General features: G+C 51.7%; 23 protein-coding genes. 14 read left to right on the top strand and 9 right to left on the bottom strand.

Features of this window, described 5'->3' with window-relative positions:
- From B3M52_RS03635 to B3M52_RS03595, 9 genes are all read left to right on the top strand, one after another.
- On the top strand, nt 1–768 hold a 768-nt coding region (locus tag B3M52_RS03635), incomplete at its 5' end, for an urease subunit alpha (RefSeq protein ID WP_286748819.1).
- Between the two features lie 10 nt (nt 769–778).
- On the top strand, nt 779–1,309 hold the full coding sequence (gene ureE / locus B3M52_RS03630; protein WP_286748817.1) for an urease accessory protein UreE: 531 nt from the start codon (nt 779–781) through the stop codon (nt 1,307–1,309).
- Nucleotides 1,299–1,994 (top strand): urease accessory protein UreF, encoded by a 696-nt coding sequence (locus B3M52_RS03625; RefSeq protein ID WP_414673592.1) that lies wholly within the window; start codon nt 1,299–1,301, stop codon nt 1,992–1,994. The genes ureE and B3M52_RS03625 overlap by 11 nt, the downstream gene beginning before the upstream one ends.
- Nucleotides 1,995–2,031: 37 nt before the next feature.
- A complete protein-coding gene (gene ureG, locus B3M52_RS03620) occupies nt 2,032–2,670 on the top strand; it encodes an urease accessory protein UreG (protein WP_286748813.1) in 639 nt (212 codons plus the stop codon).
- A 45-nt stretch (nt 2,671–2,715) separates the two neighbouring features.
- Nucleotides 2,716–3,300, top strand: coding sequence for a HupE/UreJ family protein (locus B3M52_RS03615; protein WP_286748811.1), 585 nt, complete (start codon nt 2,716–2,718; stop codon nt 3,298–3,300).
- 167 nt (nt 3,301–3,467) lie between these two features.
- Entirely contained in the window at nt 3,468–3,890 is a 423-nt protein-coding gene (locus tag B3M52_RS03610; RefSeq protein WP_286748809.1) for a nuclease-related domain-containing protein, read from the top strand.
- 145 nt (nt 3,891–4,035) lie between these two features.
- Nucleotides 4,036–6,723, top strand: coding sequence for a hypothetical protein (locus B3M52_RS03605; protein ID WP_286748807.1), 2,688 nt, complete (start codon nt 4,036–4,038; stop codon nt 6,721–6,723).
- Between the two features lie 206 nt (nt 6,724–6,929).
- Nucleotides 6,930–7,193, top strand: coding sequence for a hypothetical protein (locus B3M52_RS03600; RefSeq protein ID WP_286748805.1), 264 nt, complete (start codon nt 6,930–6,932; stop codon nt 7,191–7,193).
- Nucleotides 7,168–8,337, top strand: a complete 1,170-nt coding sequence (locus B3M52_RS03595; protein WP_286748802.1) for a hypothetical protein — start codon at nt 7,168–7,170, stop codon at nt 8,335–8,337. Before B3M52_RS03600 ends, B3M52_RS03595 begins: the two co-directional genes overlap by 26 nt.
- On the opposite strand, the gene B3M52_RS03590 is transcribed toward B3M52_RS03595, so the two are convergent.
- The 3 genes from B3M52_RS03590 to B3M52_RS03580 form a co-directional block, all read right to left on the bottom strand.
- Nucleotides 8,317–8,934, bottom strand: a complete 618-nt coding sequence (locus tag B3M52_RS03590) for a hypothetical protein (protein WP_339664748.1) — start codon at nt 8,932–8,934, stop codon at nt 8,317–8,319. The genes B3M52_RS03595 and B3M52_RS03590 overlap by 21 nt on opposite strands.
- A gap of 186 nt (nt 8,935–9,120) precedes the next feature.
- Nucleotides 9,121–10,230, bottom strand: coding sequence for an FRG domain-containing protein (locus tag B3M52_RS03585; RefSeq protein ID WP_286748798.1), 1,110 nt, complete (start codon nt 10,228–10,230; stop codon nt 9,121–9,123).
- Between the two features lie 234 nt (nt 10,231–10,464).
- Nucleotides 10,465–11,808, bottom strand: a complete 1,344-nt coding sequence (locus tag B3M52_RS03580; protein WP_286748796.1) for a hypothetical protein — start codon at nt 11,806–11,808, stop codon at nt 10,465–10,467.
- A gap of 180 nt (nt 11,809–11,988) precedes the next feature.
- Between B3M52_RS03580 and B3M52_RS03575 the strand changes: the two genes are divergently transcribed.
- Both B3M52_RS03575 and B3M52_RS03570 read left to right on the top strand, forming a co-directional pair.
- Nucleotides 11,989–12,342: a type II toxin-antitoxin system RelE/ParE family toxin gene (locus B3M52_RS03575; protein ID WP_199447063.1), complete on the top strand. Its 354-nt coding sequence runs from the start codon at nt 11,989–11,991 to the stop codon at nt 12,340–12,342.
- Nucleotides 12,343–12,356: 14 nt separating this feature from the next.
- A complete protein-coding gene (locus tag B3M52_RS03570; RefSeq protein WP_286748794.1) occupies nt 12,357–12,668 on the top strand; it encodes a helix-turn-helix domain-containing protein in 312 nt (103 codons plus the stop codon).
- 346 nt (nt 12,669–13,014) lie between these two features.
- On the opposite strand, the gene B3M52_RS03565 is transcribed toward B3M52_RS03570, so the two are convergent.
- Entirely contained in the window at nt 13,015–13,968 is a 954-nt protein-coding gene (locus tag B3M52_RS03565) for a helix-turn-helix transcriptional regulator (protein WP_213479592.1), read from the bottom strand.
- Between the two features lie 136 nt (nt 13,969–14,104).
- Between B3M52_RS03565 and B3M52_RS03560 the strand changes: the two genes are divergently transcribed.
- Together B3M52_RS03560 and B3M52_RS03555 are read left to right on the top strand one after the other, a co-directional pair.
- A complete protein-coding gene (locus tag B3M52_RS03560; RefSeq protein WP_286748792.1) occupies nt 14,105–15,094 on the top strand; it encodes a hypothetical protein in 990 nt (329 codons plus the stop codon).
- Between the two features lie 50 nt (nt 15,095–15,144).
- On the top strand, nt 15,145–15,741 hold the full coding sequence (locus B3M52_RS03555; protein WP_213479590.1) for a hypothetical protein: 597 nt from the start codon (nt 15,145–15,147) through the stop codon (nt 15,739–15,741).
- Nucleotides 15,742–15,763: 22 nt separating this feature from the next.
- Here the strand turns inward: B3M52_RS03555 and B3M52_RS03550 are convergent, their stop codons facing one another.
- The 5 genes from B3M52_RS03550 to B3M52_RS03530 all read right to left on the bottom strand — a co-directional run bounded on the left by B3M52_RS03550 (nt 15,764) and on the right by B3M52_RS03530 (nt 18,818).
- The gene (locus B3M52_RS03550) at nt 15,764–16,162 is read right to left on the bottom strand and encodes a hypothetical protein (protein WP_286748789.1); all 399 of its coding nucleotides are present in this window, start codon (nt 16,160–16,162) and stop codon (nt 15,764–15,766) included.
- 90 nt (nt 16,163–16,252) lie between these two features.
- Nucleotides 16,253–16,858, bottom strand: a complete 606-nt coding sequence (locus B3M52_RS03545; protein ID WP_286748787.1) for a LysE family translocator — start codon at nt 16,856–16,858, stop codon at nt 16,253–16,255.
- 31 nt (nt 16,859–16,889) lie between these two features.
- Nucleotides 16,890–17,720, bottom strand: coding sequence for an AraC family transcriptional regulator (locus B3M52_RS03540; protein ID WP_213479587.1), 831 nt, complete (start codon nt 17,718–17,720; stop codon nt 16,890–16,892).
- Nucleotides 17,721–17,964: 244 nt separating this feature from the next.
- Complete coding sequence (locus B3M52_RS03535) at nt 17,965–18,303, bottom strand: hypothetical protein (protein ID WP_286748785.1); 339 nt, start codon at nt 18,301–18,303, stop codon at nt 17,965–17,967.
- A 59-nt stretch (nt 18,304–18,362) separates the two neighbouring features.
- A complete protein-coding gene (locus B3M52_RS03530) occupies nt 18,363–18,818 on the bottom strand; it encodes a hypothetical protein (protein ID WP_286748783.1) in 456 nt (151 codons plus the stop codon).
- 121 nt (nt 18,819–18,939) lie between these two features.
- Between B3M52_RS03530 and B3M52_RS03525 the strand changes: the two genes are divergently transcribed.
- Entirely contained in the window at nt 18,940–19,761 is an 822-nt protein-coding gene (locus B3M52_RS03525; protein ID WP_286748781.1) for a hypothetical protein, read from the top strand.
- Nucleotides 19,762–19,791 lie beyond the last annotated feature (30 nt).

Genomic DNA, 19,791 nt, shown 5'->3' with positions numbered 1-19,791 from the left:
GACATGCTGATGGTCTGCCACCACCTGGACCCCAACATCCCGGAAGACGTGGCCTTCGCCGATTCCCGCATTCGCCGCGAGACCATCGCCGCGGAAGATATCCTTCAGGACATGGGCGTGATCTCCATGATCGCCTCCGATTCCCAGGCCATGGGCCGGGTGGGGGAAGTGGTGTGCCGCACCTGGCAGACCGCCCACAAGATGAAAGTGCAGCGCGGCCTGCTGCCGGACGACGAACAACTGGGTGCCGACAACCTGCGCGCCAAACGCTACATCGCCAAATACACCATCAACCCCGCCATCACCCACGGCATCGCGCACGAAGTGGGTTCCGTGGAAGTGGGCAAGCTGGCGGATCTGGTACTGTGGGACCCGGCCTTCTTTGGCGTAAAACCCGCGCTCATTGTGAAAGGCGGGATGATTGCAGCGGCCCCCATGGGCGACCCCAACGCCTCCATTCCCACGCCCCAGCCCGTGCACTACCGAATGATGTTCGGGGCGCTGGGCCGGGCCGCCAGTGCCACCCGCCTGAGCTTTGTCAGCCAGGCCGCGCTGGATGCGGGCATTGGCAAGGAACTGGGGCTGAACAGCACCCTCGCGGCCTGTAAAAACGTACGCAGCGTTCGCAAGGGCGACCTCAAGCTCAACGACGCCTGCCCACACCTGACCGTGGACCCACAAACCTACGAAGTGCACGCCGATGGCGAACTGCTCACCTGCGAGCCCGCCACCGAACTGCCACTGGCGCAGCTATATCATCTTTTTTAAGGAGCCCGACATGCTTGAGCTGACACAGAGAATCGGCCCAGTGGAAACCAGCGAAATCCACGACCACCTAACGCTGCCCTTCGAATTGCGCATGCGCGGCCGCCTGCGCGCCAAAACCGACACCGGCTACGACGTTGGCCTGTTCCTCGACCGCGGCCCCGTGCTGCGAGAGGGCGAATTCCTGCAGGCCCAAAGCGGCGAAATCATCCGCATCCGCGCCGCCGACGAACCCGTGGTCACCGCCCGCATCGAACCCGGCCTGCCGTTGGCACGGTTGTGCTACCACCTCGGCAACCGTCATGTGTCGCTATCCATCGGCAGCGAAGACACCGCAACAGATGGAAAGACCGGATGGGTGCGCTTCCCGCCGGACCACGTACTGGAAGAACTGGCCGAACGCCTGGGCGCCTCCCTGGTACACCACCAGGCTCCCTTTGATCCGGAGCCCGGCGCATACGCCCAAGCAGGGCATGCTCACGGCCATGGCCATTCACACGATCACAGCCACGGGCACGACCATGACCACCCTCATGCTCACTGACAGCAGCCAGACCGCCGTAGGCGACCTGTCCCTGCTGGGCTTGATGCAACTGGTCAGCCCCGCACTGCCCATCGGGGCCTTCGCCTGGTCCCAGGGCCTGGAAAGCGCCTTCGAACTGGGCTGGGTGAACAATGAAGACCAATTGGGCGACTGGTTGGAAGGCGTACTGGAAGACGGCCTCACCCGCTGCGAGTTGCCCCTGCTCGTGCGCCTGCAAACCGCCTGGGCCAACAGCGACAGCGCCGAATTGGTCCACTGGAACCAATGGCTGCACGCCACCCGCGAGACCGCTGAATTGAGCGACGAAGACGCCCGCCTGGGCTCTGCGCTCATTCGCCTGCTGGGCAGCCTGGAACTGATGCCGGCCGAAGGCCGAATGCCGGAAGACCCCGGCTACGTCACTGTCTTCGCCTGGGCCGCCCACATGCGCCACGTACCCGTGCGCCAAACCCTGCTCGGCTTCGCCTGGGCCTGGCTGGAAAACCAACTCGCCGTCGCCTGCAAAGCCATGCCCCTGGGCCACACCGCCGCCCAGCGGCTGACCGAACGGCTGCGCCCCAAACTGGTACACGCCGTCGACCAGGCGCTGACGCGGAAAGACAACGAACTCGGCCCGGTACTGCCCGGCCTCGCGCTCGCAAGCGCACACCATGAAACCCAGTATTCACGGCTTTTCAGAAGCTGAACAAAACGATCTTGAATAGAGTAACGGAGAACACGCCATGAAACATTGTCTGAGAGTAGGAGTCGGCGGCCCGGTCGGCTCAGGTAAAACCGCCTTGCTGCGCCAATTGTGCAAAGCTTTAAAAGACCACTACGACATTGCCGTCGTCACCAACGACATCTACACCAGGGAAGACGCCGACTTCCTCCTGAAACACGATGCCCTCCCAGCCGACCGCATCCTCGGCGTGGAAACCGGCGGCTGCCCCCACACAGCCATCCGCGAAGACGCCTCCATGAACCTCGCGGCCATCGACGACCTGCAAAGCCGACACCCCAACCTGGAACTGGTACTGGTGGAATCCGGCGGCGACAACCTCTCCGCCACTTTCAGCCCGGAGCTGTCTGACCTCACCCTCTACGTCATCGACGTCTCCGCCGGCGACAAAATCCCCCGCAAAGGCGGCCCCGGCATCACCAAATCGGACCTGCTGATCATCAACAAAATCGACATCGCCGAACAGGTACACGCCTCCCTGGATGTGATGGACCGGGACTCAAAGAAAATGCGCGGCGAGCGCCCGTTTGTGTTCACCAACCTCTACGACGGAGTAGGGCTGGAAACCATCATCAGCTTCATCCTAGAGCGCGGCATGCTGCCGGAACGGCGCCCGAACAAAGTGGCCGAAACCGCCTGACACCGAACCACAAACACCGAATTCAGCAACACAAGGAAGAACACCATGAACCAGACCACCAAACTCCTCATGGCCGCCGGCCTGCTACTCACCGCCACCACCACAGCCGCCCACACCGGCCACGGCACCCAGGCTGAAAGCGGCTTCCTCAGCGGCCTGTTGCACCCCATGCTGGGCCTGGACCACTTGTTGGCCATGGCTGCTATTGGTTTCTGGAGTGTGCGCCAGAATAATCTCATGAAAAACGCGACGCCGGCCTTCGTGATCGGCGGCATGAGCCTGGGCGCAGCCCTGGCCTGGGGCGGTCTGAGCCTGCCCGGCGTTGAAACCGGCATCACCTTCTCCGTACTGGTGGCAGGTATTCTCATCGCTACTCTGGCGAAACTGCCGACTGCTGTTGGCGGCATGCTCGTCGGCGCCTTCATGCTGTTCCACGGCTTTGCTCACGGTACAGAAATGCCTGCAGGCGCAACGTTGGTCGCTTATCTCGCCGGCTTCTCCATAGCTACGCTCGCCATCACTCTGGTTGGGCGCGGTATGGGTAGCCTGATGCTGAAAGCAGACAGCCGCTTCAGCCGTGGTGTTGGTGGTTTGCTGGCGGTTGCGGGAGCGTATCTGGCGGCTGCCTGATACCGAATCGTTAACCAAGGCATCACAAAAAAGCCGCCCGGGAAACCGGGCGGCTTTTTATGTATCTGGTTTACTAGATTTTACATCGGACGGGTAGGAAGTTTTCTAAAGTTTAGGCTAGTGTGTAGTCACAAGAAACGGATTCACGCCGCGGTTAAGGATGACGGATGGACCACACACTTCAAAACGCCATTCCAATGGAAATCTGGTACCTGATCCCGTTAGCCATCCTCGTGCCTGTCACCAAATCGCCCTGGTTCAAAGGTAAAGCCGGGGAATCGGTGGTTAACCTGACCTCCAGATTTGCTCTCGACAAAACCCATTACCACCTCATAAAGAACGTCACCCTGCTCACCGAAGACGGCACCACCCAGATCGACCACATCATTGTTTCCCAGCTCGGGAGCGTTCGTGGTAGAAACGAAGACAAGAAAGGAGAAAATTTTCAGTGGGGGGGAAGTTTGGGAAAATGCTGGAGCGTTCCGGGAGAACATAGGGTGATCCAGTTAGTTGTTCTGACAAACCGGCTAAGTAAAAAATATATAAAGTTTGATCTAAGGATGCATTGTGAATTTCGCTTCAGAGCTTAAATTACTTCAGCCGAAAACCAGGAATAAAGTTAGGGCCCTGTTAACGGCAACGATGTCGAGAGCAATACCGCTTATGAACAACTTGCGGAAAAGTGCTTCAGCAAGAGAGTTAACAAACGTCGAGCGCGTTCTTAGATCATATTCAATGAAGTACGAGGCGACAATTCCAAATTTATTTCCAGAAAAACCTCAGACCCGAGAGAATTATGTTCGATTAATTCCGCTGAATCTCGGGAAGCAGCTTGAAATGTTAAATTTGCTAGCGTTTGAAAATTTATCGAAGCTGGAAATTTTTATAGAAAAGCTATCATTATTGAATATGACGATTATTAATCGGTCCTTTGCTGACTCTGATGCCATCGTTGGTGAGTTAATAATCGAACATGGGTATAGTCATTTACTGTTGCGAAAAATCGCTTTGGTGAAGGTTGCTAATGAAAGCGGTGAGTGCACACCAAATATAGATTTTTCATTGGAGCAATCTGGATTGGGCGGAAACAATTTAATCGTAAGTTCACTGCTCCAGTGCTATCAGGAAGAGCAAAATTTTTTAAGTATGAAGCGCTCGTTGATGAATCTTCCGGATCGTGGAGGTTATAATAAATATACAAGAGATATGACGAGAATCCCTTTTCATCCTCACGCTTCAAATGATGACGATTTGTCTGAGCTAATTATGAGTAGTCTTCAGTCGTCACTGATTGATGCGTTAGTAATAGCAAAGGTAAATCGCTTTTTTTGGAGTCCAGAGAAATATGAATATCTTTATTCAGTCCTTGACTTGCTCCAAGATGCTGCTGTGAGCATTGATAGGTTGGCCAGTCAATTTCTGGGATATGAGAATGGAGAAAGTATTTTCTATAAACGATCTAGCGTGTGGCTGGAAAATAACGAGATCATAAACTATCGGATGTTTCTGGATCATTTCTATGATGCGCCCGAAGCGCCATACTTTGTTTTGGATGAACCGTTAGTTTCGAGGCTGTCTGGATGGGCAAAGGATCTTGATTTGGCTGAGCTGGATTCGGTTTCTGACTTGACAAATCACAATCATAAAAAATTAAAGTCATTAGAGGCAAAGGGCTTAATCACTAGGTCTGCCCTATTTAATTATTTAATATTGCGTTGTGAAGGTGAAGCCCAAATTCCTGATGACAGCCTGTTCTCACTGATGAGTAGAACTAGCGACCTTGAGAAAACAATCAACTCAAAGTTTCTAAAGTATATGGCTAATAATGCCGAAACAAAAATTTCAAAAATTGTCTTTTACCTGCTAATAGCGAGGAAAGATGGTAACGAAGCGGATAACTTTAGGTTAAGAAGGTTGATCCAAGATGTTGTGAAAGACACCCATGAAGGAAAGCTTGTTAATTTTGTTTCTGAGTTGGCAGAGAAGTCTGAAGATATCGCTTTTTTCATGTATGAAGTATGTACAGAAGACTTTATTGCAAAACTGTCTCATATTATTAAGTCATCTCAGGACATTACCGAAACTAGAGCTGATTTGCATCAATGGATGGGTGAAGTTACTGGTGATCGAAGCTTTTTGGATCGAGCGAGAACTATACTTATTGATCAACAGATAAATAGAGTAAGGAACGAGATTGACGACAACAGAATTTACGTCGATGTGGCAAGGTTTGTCGAGTGGATAAATGATGAGTTAATAAGAGAGCTTAATCTAGTCTTAACAAGCATGGAGCATAAGAAATCGTTGGGCGATTTCGAGGATGTACAAATCATAAACTTGATTGAGCGCTGTTACTCTGAGTTTTGCGGTAACAATATGTTCGGTATAGCCTCGTACCTGGGTCGAAGAATTCGGCACGGGACCTTTAAAGGGCATCTATATTCTGGCGTTGTCGCTATAGAGCTTCAATACCCAACGCTTTTTAATGATGTTGGCCTGTCGGCGAGGTGGGAAATCTGGAAGAAAGAATACGAAAAGGTCGTTGACGAAATAATAAGGAATCGGCTGCATGTCGAGTCTTCTTCAAAGAGGTACGGCCTTTTAAAGCCGCATCTTAAAGAAAGCCGGAAATATGAAGTTGCGATATCGTGCAGTCAGGATTTAATAAAAGATTTCTCAAAAAACAAAAGCAGCGTCAATTCACCGCAACTGCTTACTGAATATTGTTGGAGACTTGCGGAACTGGATTTAAAAAATGTTAATTCTTTTCTTAAAAGTCAAAAGGCGGTGCTAGTGAAAACTCAGTTCTCAACTGACTTCAAACACAATTCGCCCCCTAAACTGCAGGAATTGGCTAGAGACTTTACTCGTGATCTACAAAGAACAATTGATGAGAAATTAATAGCAATGCACGGTTGGTTTAAGCGCCCTATCAGTGTTGCACCAAAGGCATCTTTATCTCTTCTTTACAAAGCGGTCGTGGCTGAAGTAAAGGAGTCTTTTCCGTCATTTGAGGCTGACACAAGTTTCGATTCAGATGAGGATATAGAGCTAGTTGGGGGAGCCTATCATGTTCTGTACGATGCTTTTTATGTTGTTGTCTATAACGCCGCAAAGCATGGTTCATTCCGCGGTAATGTAGAACGGTCATTTTCATTGCTCAGTGAGGAAGATGGACATGTTAAAGCAGCAGTATTGACGATAACCTCGGAAATTTCTCCAGAGCAGGATGAGCAATACGTTAATGACCGTTTAAAAGTAAATCCTGAAGATGACATTGAGAATGCGCAATTATCTGAAGATCGTAGTGGAATAAAAAAACTCTACCATTTACAGACCGCAGATGCTAGCTTCAATATCCAGGAAATTGTATGTCGAAATCGTAAAGTGGTTGTGACTATGTCTTATGATTTGGTGCACTGATGTTTAGGGTTCTCCTTGTTGAGGATGACAGTTTTAAGGCGAAGAGCATACAGGACTTATTGTCTAGTGTTAGGTCGGACAGTCAGGTCGTGGTTGCGTCAAGCCTTGTTGAAGGGATCGAAAGATTGGGAGATGGGCCATACGATTTGGCGATAGTGGATATGGCGATCCCCAGCCATCCAACGGTTTCGGGAGGAGGGGCGCCTATGTCTTTGCTTTCCGGGGGCTTAGACATTTTGCTTGAGATTGATGCTTTGGGCCGCGGTGACCTTTGTGTTGTCGTTACGCAATATCCTGAGATCGAGATTGCGGGCAGGTTTTTTCCTGTTGAAGAAGCTAGCGAGCAAATAAGGGAACTATTGGGTTGTGATGTTTTGGAGTGCATTGAATATTCTGAGGGGTGCAATCGTTGGAAACAAAAGTTAAAAGGACTGCTGGAGAATTATGAAGATTTTGGTTTTAGAGGATAATGCCGAAAAATTAGATTCAATTATTCAGGTCCTGAATGATTCTGTCGATAATATCGAATTAAGTTCATGCTCTGATTTTCAATGCTTTTTTAAGAACTTAGAAAGAGATGATTTCGACCTGATTGTTGTAGATTTAGTCGTTCCTAGATTTGGTGTCGATCGAGATCCAGAAAATTTGACTATGGAGATTATAGACGTAGCAAGGGACCACAATTGTAGGAATTTTCGTGTTCCTATCGTGGCTCTGACGCAGTTTGATGAGGCGGCTGAATCGGGTTTCAAGGAATTAAACCAGAAAGACATTTCCGTGGTTACCTTTTCTTATGATAATGATGCTTGGAAAAAATCTCTGGAAGATAAAGTTAAAAAATGCGTTCCTTTTAAAACCTACGATTTTGTAATCGTTTGTGCATTGGCAAAGGAGGTCGACGGTTTCATGGAGGCTGGCCATAACGTCGGTGCCGTCCAGGCTGTTCACGGGTTGGAGTGCAGAGAAATAAATATAGGAGCCAATTCTGGTGTGATCGTTTGCCCGCCAAGGATGGGGCTGGTTAGCTGTGCTATTACTACCTCGCGTGCTATTGATCTTTTCTCCCCTCGGACAGTCTGCATGAGTGGTATTTGCGCGGGAATTTCTGGAAAAGCCAATATTTATGATGTTGTAATCCCAGAAAGCTGCCATCAACATGATTTTGGAAAATGGAGTGTTGATGGATTCGTTCCTGAGGTCAATAGCGTACAAATCGGTCATCATGTGAGGCTTAGAATAAAAGAGGTGTTGCAGGATCCAACGTTCAAGGCACTTATTTTACAGGATATCCGACCTGCAAAGAGTGAAATACCACCTGAGAAGGAGTTTTTGGATTGCAATATTTTTCTGGCTCCGGCATCCAGCGGGAGTGCTGTTGTAGCCGATGCGGCGATGACAGACATAATTAAAGAACAACATCGGAAAAATACAGCTTTTGAGATGGAGTCGTTTGCGTTATACGAGGCAGCAAGACTGTCTGTCTCGCAACCAAGGTTTTTTAGCGCAAAAACTGTTGTTGATGACGGAACTAAGAACAAAGGCGATCACTTTCACAGGATTGGTTGTATTCTGTCTGCTAAGGTCGTTCACGAGTTAATCAGCCGCGGCCTGTAATGAAAACCGGGACAGATCTATTTTCCCCCTGCCCGTTCCCGCCGAATCAGCAGTACCAAAGCCAGCGCCGCCAGTGATCCCATCACAGCGGCGAAAGTGATCCCGGTTGTCTTCAGTCGTGCTCGCCATCAATCCCAGGCCGATCACCGGCACCGAGATGGCGATATAGACCACGACAAAGAACGTGGACGTCACCGCTGCCTTCTCCCTCGTAGGGCTGGCCGCGGCGATGACGCTCATGCCGGCGCGGAATGAGGTGCCCTGGCCCATACCGGCAATCACGGCACCGCCGATGAACAGCGCGAGGGACTGGGTATATATGCCTAGCGCTATGGGAATCACACCGAGCATCAGGGAAACGCAGCCCAGAGGTAGGCGCAGCCTGAGCGGCAGTGCGCCCTGCAGGAACTGACCCAGGGTTGAGGCGATGAAGACGCTGCCGGCCACAACGCCGATCAACAACCGATTGTCGTAGCCCAGAACCTTGCCCATCATCGCCTGGGCAATGGATGTGAAGAAGCCGCACATGGCGAAGCCTGCGAAACCGGCAATGGCGGCGGGAATAAATACACCGTGGACTTCCGCTGGCACGTTCAGGCGCTGGATGGACAGTTTGGGGCGAGCGGGTTTCGAGACGGTCTCAGGCGCTGCCCAAAAAAAACAGGGACAGATTTATTGTTACGAATTCTCTATTGGCTCAATGCTAACTTGGGTTACTACCAACACCCCCCTGTACTTCGGTTAACGTCGACTGCCATAGGTTTGCTGTCCTTGATTGGGCTTTTATCTTTCGAAGTTCATCTCTTTCATTTCTTCACAAACTCCTTCGATACCGGGAAACATGGAACCAGCTGTGATACCCATGAACCGCAGCTCTGCCATCGCGGCATCCCTCTCGCTTGCAGGAATGTCGATCGCTGTCAGGAACTTCCTACTATTGGCGCCCTCAATGTTCGCAATGTATGTCTCGATATCAACGATGTTTGAAGCTGTGGTCACTGCTTGCTGAGGTACCTGACGAGGATTAGCAATCGAGATGAATTCCATGACAGAAACGTGGGGAAGTGGGGGGTCAAGGACGGGTGATTGTTGGAGTCTGTTTACCCACTCTTGATGGTTGAAGAGGTAGATTCTTACTTCTCCATTCTGAAGCATGCTTGATTTCGAAATGCCTCTGAACGCAAAAAAAGCCGCGACATACGGAGAATATGACCAGTCTAGAAGTGGAGTTGGATACCCATGATGCTGCAGCAAGCTATAAAACGCTCCGTTCTGCTCGGGTTTAGAAAGGTCGAAATAATGTTCGGTCAGGCTACTTAGTTTTTGATGCAACTGTCTGACGTCTTTAGATATAAACTGGCTTAAACGATACCGGCCGCCCCGATGATAGGAGGTGCAGAGTTTCCACGGATGGGCCTGCCCTCTGAACAAAAAACCAGTTTTGGGTAATGCTGAGATTTTATTCTTGAATTGGGCCCAAGATAGCTTTTCTCCCGGAACACGAGATTCCCCACTCGCCTCGGCCTTGTCGAGAACAGCATTATAAGGGCCAATTTCCGTCCTTCCTTGAAGATGCACTTGCCCATTCTTCAATTCAATTTGCGCATGCACTGACTGCGCGTGCTGAACATCTTCAGAAAACAGCTCTTTGATATTTTCCCAAAGCGCAGGCTGTAGAGTGTGAGGGTGAATGGGCGTCGTAAAAGCTGAAAAGTTCTGGCTTGTCGCTTTCGAAGGTGTCCGGAACTGGAATATGGAGCTAGGAATAGACCGAGTATACGGCAGTACTGATGCATTGCCCTCGTAATGATCGCCTACATCATCAATGTTTACGACCAGGTGCCCACTGGCAACTCCAGCGTATGTTCCAATCCATTGGCCTGCAAAAGACATGAAGCCCTCAATTCATTGTGAAATCATCATGGGAAATTTCAGATCTATTTTTTTCTGATTGCCTCGCTGAGGTCTTTGGACTCTTGAAAAACTTCCGATACCGTTTGGCAACCAAGATTTCCATCCGGTTGAATGCTTTATGCCAAGCTCTTTCGTGCCAACTATTTTCACCATTCTCAAGCACCGATTAATGGCAGCATTAGTTTCATCCAGATACGGAAAACCGGGACAGATCTATTTTTCGAGTGTTAGTTCCTCACCTCGGGGTTTCGGCTCACTTTCAGTTTTCGAGATTTTCGGAGGTGGCGGAGTCCAAGCCTTCAGCATCTGCCCAGCCTCCTGATAAAAATGGGGCACTGCTTTCTCCAACTCCTCAACAAACACCTTCCGCCCACTGAATTTCCCGGCAAGATCAACCTCGTAAACAACTTCCAGCGTCGTGGCGGCAGTATTGGAGGTATCCGATTCCAGCAACTCCGGTGAGTCCCGCAAGTCTTTCAGCGCTTGGTAGGTCGTTTCTGCCTTGCCAGGTCTGGTGGCGCGAATGAAGAATCCGCCGGGCGCGGTCTTCTTCAATTGTCGTAAGAGCCAGTTAACCCTGGCTTTGGTGCTTTGTTTGTCTTTCGGTGCCGTAAGGCGCATTGAGCAGTAAATCATTCGCCGCTGAAGGTCGGCCGTTACTTCCAGGTCCGCCGCTGCGTTGATGATGTGGAGTGCGCAATTCAGTGTCGGTGCTTTGCAGAAGGCATCGGCATCGTCCTTCAGGCGTTTGGCAGGGTCCAGGCGGTGGTCGTTTTTCAGTTTCAGGGAAACGTCGCTGCCGGTAAGTCGGGACATGATCAAGCAGAGGTCTCGTTGTTCCTGGTGCCAGGCTGCGATGGTGTTCTGAACCTCATCGCTGGTTTTGGCGAGTGGGGCGTTGCTCTTCACTTTGTTGACGACGTCTTTCCACTCCGCATTCATCTGGTCGAAGTGGCTGATGCCGGAGCGGTCGCTTTCGAGGTAGCGCAGTATTTCGCTGAGGATGAATACCTGGTCCTCGTCTTCAACGCCATCGTTTTTGAGCAGGAGCTGGCATTGGGTTCGGATGAAGGCCCATGACCAGTGAAAGAGAGCGACGGACTTGGTGGCGTTCTTCGGGAGTTTTACGGGGTGGTGTGTCGGGAGTGCTGCAAACTGGTTGGTGATGGTGATCACGGCATCCAGTTTGTGGTTCTTTGCCTGCTGGAGGTAGCGCGATACTTGTTCCTCGCCAATAGTGTCGTTGCCGACCTTGGCTTCTATCAGCGCCCGCCATTCGCGCCGGCCGGTGCGAAGAATCAGGAGGCCGTCAGGTCGGTCTTTGTTCTTGACGGCTTTCTTGTCCTCGTTCTGGAATACCGGCTCTATCCACGCTTCAAGGGTGGCGCTGGTTCCGACGCGTACTCCCAGGGATTTCAGCAGGGACTGCCTTAGCTCGAGCACTGAGCGCAGGCCTGACAAGATCACGGAGACGGATTTCTGTTCTCTGGCGCTGTCTGGTGTTATCGGGATAAGGCGTGCTGGCTCTCCGCCAGTGAGGAAATCGGGACGGGGCATCGCTGGGCGCTCCATGCTTTTATTTGTTTTAGTTTCCTAACTAAGCCTAGCAGTGATTCCGGTTCATGCCTGTTCGTTGGGCGTTCAATTGTAAAATGGTGAAAAACATGATGGGTCAGTATAAGGCTGGTAGGGTTGTACCTATTTAGGTACACTGGCTTTCACCAAGGAAGGGGTTGTATGACAAGGAAAACGGTTAACGTTGTATTTTACAGAACAGCCAAAGGTCGAGAGCCGGTCAAAGAGTGGTTACTGAAGCTGGATAAGGATGATCGTTCCGTGATCGGGACGGACCTGAAAACGGTGGAATATGGTTGGCCACTGGGAATGCCGCTGGTGAGGGGGTTCTCGGGCAAAGCCAATTCAGACTTGTGGGAGGTTCGCAGCGATCTCTCGAACAGTCGGATTGCACGAGTCATATTCACGATGTTTCGCGGCGATATGGTATTGCTGAACGGCTTTATCAAAAAGACTCAGAAAACACCGGATCAAGAGTTGGCGAAGGCAAGAGATCGAAAGAAAGATCTTGTCTGAATGGGAGCAGGAAAATGACACAGCACAAACACGTTGGCAGCTCTCTCGATGATCTGCTGGAATCCGACGGCACGCTTGAGCAAGCAGAAGCCGAAGCGTTGAAACGGGTAATTGTCTGGCAGATTCAGCAGGCGATGGGGCACGCCGGCGTAAACAAGTCCCAGCTCGCCCAGAAGATGCATACCAGCCGGACGGTGGTTAATCGACTTCTTGATGAGAAGGATACTGGTGTAACCATCACAACGCTTGTTAAAGCGGGGCGCGCTTTGGGGATGACCTGGACTTTGCAGGCCGATGAGGATAACGGCTCTCCTCGCGCGGCTTGATCCCTGCCTGGTTATTTTAGAAACTCTGGTTGTTATATCAGCGGCAGGAGCCAGTGAAGGCGATCCTGCGCAAAGATGGATAAATCTCCCTCAAGGACAGAAGGAGCAAAGGAATGAGCAAGAAAGTTGTTTTATTAGGTGACGTGGGTACTGATCACTCCGGGTTCCCACCAACCCCGGTGATCGCCTCGCGCCACACTCCAAACCCGAGCATCCACCTCACCCCCGAGCTATAGCCGCCTGCTCTGAAACCGTTCTGACCAGTGGTATTCCTGCTGCCGTGACGGGTGGAGCGATTTCCTGCGGTGGCGTAACCGGGACAGATCTATTTTGTAGAGTTAGGTTTTCAGCCAGATTTTTTCGGAGCAAGCGCAGGTTCAATAAGTTCAACCCGATCTTCAAAACTGGCAATCCACCATCGCAACATCAGATTATTGGGTACGGTGGCGGTCAGTATGAAGTGGTCATCCCCGTCGGGAGCAATGTGCTGGTCATTGCTGATTGGCATTTCTTTTACATGGAGCCCTGCGGTGTTCTCGAATCTGAGCTTCACACGAATGGGATCTCCCTTTGTCACTCCGAATGCTCCGCTTTGTATGTAGCTGTCGATATCGAAGGCCTCGAGATTGCGTGCTGAAATTCCATGCTGCTCAACCTCTGTAAATCGGTGTACTGCAAGCTGGACGGGGTCTTCATACGACCAAAGCGTGCCTACCACATAAAACGTTTGTCGGCTGGACACGAGCGCAAGCGGGTTTACTGTGAGCTGCTTGGGTTCCAAATCCCGCCGACCCTGGTACCAACCTTCGAACTGCACCCTCTGTAGCAATGCCGTGTGTATGGTTTCTAGCACAACTGGATCTATCGTCGGGGGTAAGGTCGGCATCCAGTCCGGAATGACTCTCACTTTATCCCGCCATTCGGAAAGTCCATTAGGTTGAGCATCCAGTACCGCGTTGGCCCGGCTAAACCAGGGCATAAGTTGCTCTTTTGCCGTTAACGGGAGGAGGTGCGCCGTATGTTGGTTTAAAAGCGAGAATGCCAAGGCCACTGGTGGTGTCATTGCCGGAAGATCGAACACATAGTCCCTGGGATAGTACCAACGGAAAGGGCGTTGCTCTTCATCACAGAGCAACGGAAAGCGTCGGCTGGCATCCTGGAGATCACGCTGCAATGATCGCAGGCCAATTCTATATCCCTGTTCAGCCAGTTTGCTTTGAAGGGCTAGCGCGTCAATTTTTCTGGGTGATCTCGGTATCAGCCGGAGCATTTCCAGCCAACGCATAGCGACGTCGCTCATGCATGCCTCATATCTAGTTTGAATATGTTCGGGTTATCGGGCTTGAGCAGGCGACAGAATTTGTCGCCAATGCCGGGAGAATAGCCCATGAATCGGCTATGACAAGCCGAGCACGCTGTTCACTGTGGAGGCTGTTATGAGTGGAGTGCTCAGAATCGTTGGGATTGACGGCTTTGGGGCCGGTATTATTGACACGTTGGTTCTAAACGGCGCCAGGAAGAAGGATTGCGTCCTTCTGACGCCTGATAGCACGACTGCTCGCGAATCGGAGGCAGGAAAGATCGTTCAAGTGGGCGAAGAAGAACTCTCCGAACTGGGAGCGCTGGACGGTCGTGAGGAACCGGGCGAAAGAGTTTCAGGGCTGAAACAGCGTGTTGAAAAGGCATTTGATGAAGCAGAACTTCTGGTGATCGTCGGGGCGCTGGGAGAAAAAGCGTCAACGAAATTGTCGCTCCTCGCGGCATCTGCGGCCAGCGAAATCGCCGCTACAAGCGTGGCGCTTGTGAGTACGCCTTTCGGTTTTGAAGATGCCGGTCGCCATGATGAAGCGGAAGTTGCGCTGCGGCGACTGGGGGAGTTGGTAAATTCAACGGTCGTCATGGCCAATGGTGACATCACTTGGCGGTCATGTATGAACGTTCGCATGACGGATATGCTCAACGCTAGCTCAGATATTCTGGCGAATGTGGTTAAGGGAATTTGTGACATTACAAATAGCCATGGTCTGATTAACTCTGATTTTTCGAAAGTTCGAACAGTTCTGAGCCAGAGGGGATTTTCGGCAGTGGGAATTGGAAAGGCCGAGGGCGAAAACAGTCTTGAATCTGCGCTCTATCAGGCAGTAACGCACCCGATGCTCGATCTATGCGATCTCAGCTCGGCCCAGGGATTGATCGTGCACGTTGCGGCTGGGCCTGATTTCAATATTGGCCAGCTTGAATCCATTGATAATCTTGTTGGTAAGATTGTGGGAGGCAACGCAACGGTGATCCTGGGGCTGAGACTAGACCACCGACCCGCCAATTCGGTAACTGCTTTGCTTCTTGGGACTGGCATGGCGACCGCGAAACAGTCCAGGTTGTGCTCAAGATTTTCTTGTACGCTTCGGTTTGGAATGGCTTTTTGATCTTTAGATAAAAACACCGCTGGTTAGTGGCCAGTGGCAGCGGAGGTAGCGTGGCGAATACGAAAGGCAACTTCTATGACGTTCAAAGAAATATGGCAGAAAGGCAAGAGGCCGTGGCATTCAGACTAATGGATTGTGCTTGTGAACAATGGCTCAATGCCGAGATACGAGCAATTTTAAATTCACCGGATACGAAGAGCCTTAAAAGTAAAAAGGGAGACTATGCTATCGGCGAAGAAGGGCGCAGGGATATTTCGGTCTATTCGAGAGGAAGATTAAGTCATCATATGGAGGTAAAGGTCATTTACCCTCAATATTCACAAAAAAGTGTGACCGACAGGCTTGGAACTCTAAACGAACAACTGGCCAAGATGCCGGTTGATGCTGACATGACGAATCTTAGAAGAGTGGGATTGGTTTTTGGTGTATGGACATCAATGAATAGCGGAGGCGGGAAGCCGGAGGCATTTTTCCGGGATTTCCGACAGGCCCTTCAAGACCACTTTGAGGACAGCCCGTTCAAAAATCCACACGGTTTCCGCAGCGTAGGAATGGTCGATACGGAGATCGAATGGGCGGGTGAACCTGTCAGGGTTGTGATGAAGGGGACCTTTTTCGCAGCTTCACATTCAGTCGCAAGTGTATGACTGATAATTTGCGGCAGCACTACTATTGATCAGCCAGTGCCTGCCGCTGGTCGTACAGCGTCTGGGACAAAGACAAAGGCATACGCCAAAAGGAAACACCCGGGAACCGGCAGTTTTCCTCCTCGTCTTCGAGAAACTCCAACAGTCGTTGATAGCGCTGGCATTGAGGGTCGGGCGGGAGATCGATGTAGATATCCCCCTTGTATGAGGTCACTATTGTTCCGGGGGAGCAATGAATGCACATTTCCCAAGCAAACTCGTTAGCCTCTAGCCACTGCAGAATCATCGAGCGATATGGAATGTTTTTCCAGGATTCGTCTGACAGGGGCGTTGGTTCTGAAATCTGATTGAACGAAAGAACAAGAATATCCCGCTGCTCCCGAACTCCGATTTCGTCGGTGGTTTCGACTACCTGTGGCACAGCTTCCTCCGATTCTCGAAAAAAGGTCGCGAGACCCACCAGGAATCATTGCACTTCAGGGTACGAAAGTAACCTGTCGTAAAGGCTGCACTAACCAAAAAGCGGCAGGTAGACAAACTCATAAGCAATCGATGCCGCCACGTAAAACAGCAGTACTGCCATCACACGGTTAAACCATGTGAAGAAAGCCGGGGTTGTGATGCGATTGCCCAGAAAATGGCCGATCAGGGCATAGCTTCCGGGTGCGCCAATGGCCAATACCGTGAGAGCCAGAGACCATAAAAGAATGCCGATTCCATGTATGCCCGCGCCCGGGAACTGGATTGTGGCGATGGGTAGTGTGGCAACGATGCCCTTTGGGTTCAGCAGTTGCAGGATCAGCCCTTGCCGATAACGGAGCGGGCGCTCGGTTGTACTGTCTTTGCCAAGCGTAACACTGGCTTTGAATATCTTGACGGCGAGTATGGTGATGTACGCGCAGCCCAGCATGCTGAGGAACATCAGGACATCACCACCGATGAAGGTTGATCCCAGCCAGCCGAATAACAGGAACAGTATGAGCATGGCCGAAGCCACTCCGAAATAGTATCCGGTGGAAGCGCGGGCGTGGCCGTTCAGCCCGGCATTCAGGCCGAGCAGGTTCACGGGCCCAGGCGTGTACATTACGCCTATGGCATAAGCAAAGATCTCAATCATGGGGTTTTCCTATTAGCGCAGGCGCCGGGCTTTATGAAGCGATGCTTGCCTGGTATTGCCGGGGCGTCATTCCGTAGATGCGCTTGAAGCGCCGGTTGAAGTGGCTCAGGTCCGCGAAACCATAGCGGTAGACCACGTCGTTGAGTGAGTCACCGGTATCCAGCGCATGGCGTGCCGCATTGATGCGACAGTTCACCACGTACTGATGCGGGGTAATACCAAACTGCTTCCGGAACAGGCGCAGGAAGTGGTATTTGGACAGGTTTGCGGCTTCGCTGATGTCTTCCAGTGCCAGATCCTCGGTTACGTGGGCCTGGATAAATTCCCGCGCACGTTCCAGCAGCACATCGGCCCTTCGGGTGATGTCATCAGCCTCGAACCGGCCAGCGCGCTGGGTTACGCGGGAGGCGATTTGGTAAAGTGCGTGTTCCTGTTCTATCCGGCTGCCGACTTTGTTGCTGATCAGCCGGGCCAGTTCCAGAATCGCCTCGCGTAGAGTCTGGTCCTGCATCAGGGTTTCGTTTACCCTGAAATCGGTGGCTTGTTCGCGGCCAGCAGCGGTAGCCACCAGGGGTTCAAGTTCGCTAACAGGAACATAGATCATGACGTAGTTCAGCGGGTCGTCACCGCCGGAACAGCCGTCATGTACCTCACCCGGGTTAAACTGGATGATATTGCCGGGCATGCTGTGGTGGTTGGCACCACCGCTGAAAAAATCCTGGCGCCCGGCGAGGGTAACGCCAAAGGAATGCTCTTCGTGCGCATGCCGGTCGTATGCAAAGCCATCCATCGCCGCCTGCAGTAAGGTCAGACCGGGCAGGTGCTCGCTTTTGACGAATCGAAACTGGCTGTCCTGTTCCACCACAATCTCCCGAAGATAAGGTTGTGACCCGATTTATCCATACTCTACCGCTAGGCTCGGCGGATATCTTGGACAATATTGCTCAGTGAAAGTCGAGGCGGCGGAGAATGCAACTCGGAGTGATCGCAGCTACCCATAGCAAAATGCGTCTCGAAGTCCTGGAGGCGACCGCCCCCTCAACATAGATCCTCAAGCCGTTATCGCGCGTTGATCGCTGGCCAGGCACAGAAAACCCGGGACAGATCTATTTCCCCCCTGCCCGCTCCCGCCGAACCAGCAGCACCAAAGCCAGCGCCGCCAGTGATCCCATCACAGCGGCGAAAGTGATCCCGGTCGTCTTCAGGCTGGTCATGCTCGCCATCAATCCCAGGCCGATCACTGGCACCGAGATAGCGATATAGGCCACGACAAAGAACGCAGACGTTACCGCTGCCTTCTCCCGCACAGGGCTGGCCGCGGCGATGGCGCCCATGCCGGCGCGGAATGAGATGCCCTGGCCCATACCGGCAATCACAGCACCGGCGATGAACAGCGCGAGGGACTGGGTGTATATGCCCAGCGCTATCGGAATCACACCGAGCATCAGGGAAACGCAGCCCAGAGGTAGGCGCAGTCTGAGCGGAAACGGGAACCGGGATAGATCTATTTCTTGGCTCTAAGTTCCAAAACGTGACGCCACCCATTTTGCCAGGAAACGCCTCTCGGGCCGGAAATAAAGGGAAGGCGCAGCCGCTTTCGCGGTGACACCGAGACCTCCCATACACAATCCCCGAAAAACTCAAAAGTGATCACGCCGGAATCCTCGAATGTCAGGTTACGAAAGTGCCCGGTTGTGTAGGGTGCGCCAAGTGTAACTGTGTCGATTCTGTTGAGGTCTTTGTCCAGCAAATGGATCCGGAGCGAGTCTTCGAATGGGATGTCGTCGGTCAGGAATACAAGGTACTGATCGCCATGCTGCACACAGGCTTCGAGAACAGTGCCCTCGAGTGGTTCCTCAGACGTACGCCCCGCAATGATCGCGAAGCTCGTCGCAAGTTCATAATCGTTGCCTTCCTTTGCCATAGCCAGGCTGGCGTCTTCTCGGATATGTTGCTGCATGTACTAAACCTTACCAGAGAAAGCTGGCGCCAAAGGCGGCCAGAGTGCCAGCATGTTCGGTATATTCGACTAATCTAAGGCACTGTGATCTGAAAGTGAGGGCTCTGTGGAAAAGGCGAACTTGCGACAGCGCATCCAAATGAATGCGTTGCGGTACCTGCTCAAGAAAGAAACCCATGCCAGTACTATCACGTCAGAGGTTTCAAACTATGACACCTACTGGATCTATTTCACTCCCAAAGAGCAAAGTAGTGAAGGTGAGGAGGGTGAGACCCAAGAAAGCGCTGACCCGGTGAAAATGCTCGTTGAACCAGAGGCAGATAAACCGCTTCGCGCCCGGCGCGTGAGGAAACTGAATGAGGGAAGACAGAAGCCGAAAGCAATAACGACAGCCATGATTAAAGCGGTCGAGTTTGAGATACGACATTTTTATGGTGAGACGGAAACAACCTACACCAGTCCCGTAGTGGCCGCCCTTTCGAGATTCTTACGAATCCACTGGCTACTCTGGTTTTGGCATAGATTTTCAAAAGCCAACGCTTCCCGAAAGACCAAGTTTCTGCGGGAGAGAAAGACCGTGCTCGAGGTTATAGTCAGGCTTGATGATGAGCGTCAATCGGGGATCAACAGTCTATCTGTCGCACGGGAGATTAGAGGCCCGGATTTGTTCCTTCTCCCAAGCGAAGTAAAGGCAAGGTATTTTCGCCACATCCACAGAATTATCGACTCATTGGCGTTCACTCAAGAAATCGAATACGACAAAAACCGTAAAACCTACACCCCTACTGGTAAGAGCATGGCCTCATTACTGGAATGGGAGAAAGAGCTCCGAATCCATCGATCACAGGTTAGGCGGGAGAGAATGATAGTTTGCCTCACTCTGGTCATTGCGTTGGGGACAACCGTTCAGGCATATCAGGCAATCTTTGGCAGTGCTCTATGATGGGCTGACAGTGATGCTGCCGCGGTGACT

The sequence above is a fragment of the Marinobacter sp. UBA2688 genome (genome assembly GCF_002352785.1).
GTDB lineage: Bacteria > Pseudomonadota > Gammaproteobacteria > Pseudomonadales > Oleiphilaceae > Marinobacter > Marinobacter salarius.
The sequence above is the reverse complement of the archived record's forward strand: the minus strand, read 5'-3'. Positions and strand labels throughout refer to the sequence as shown.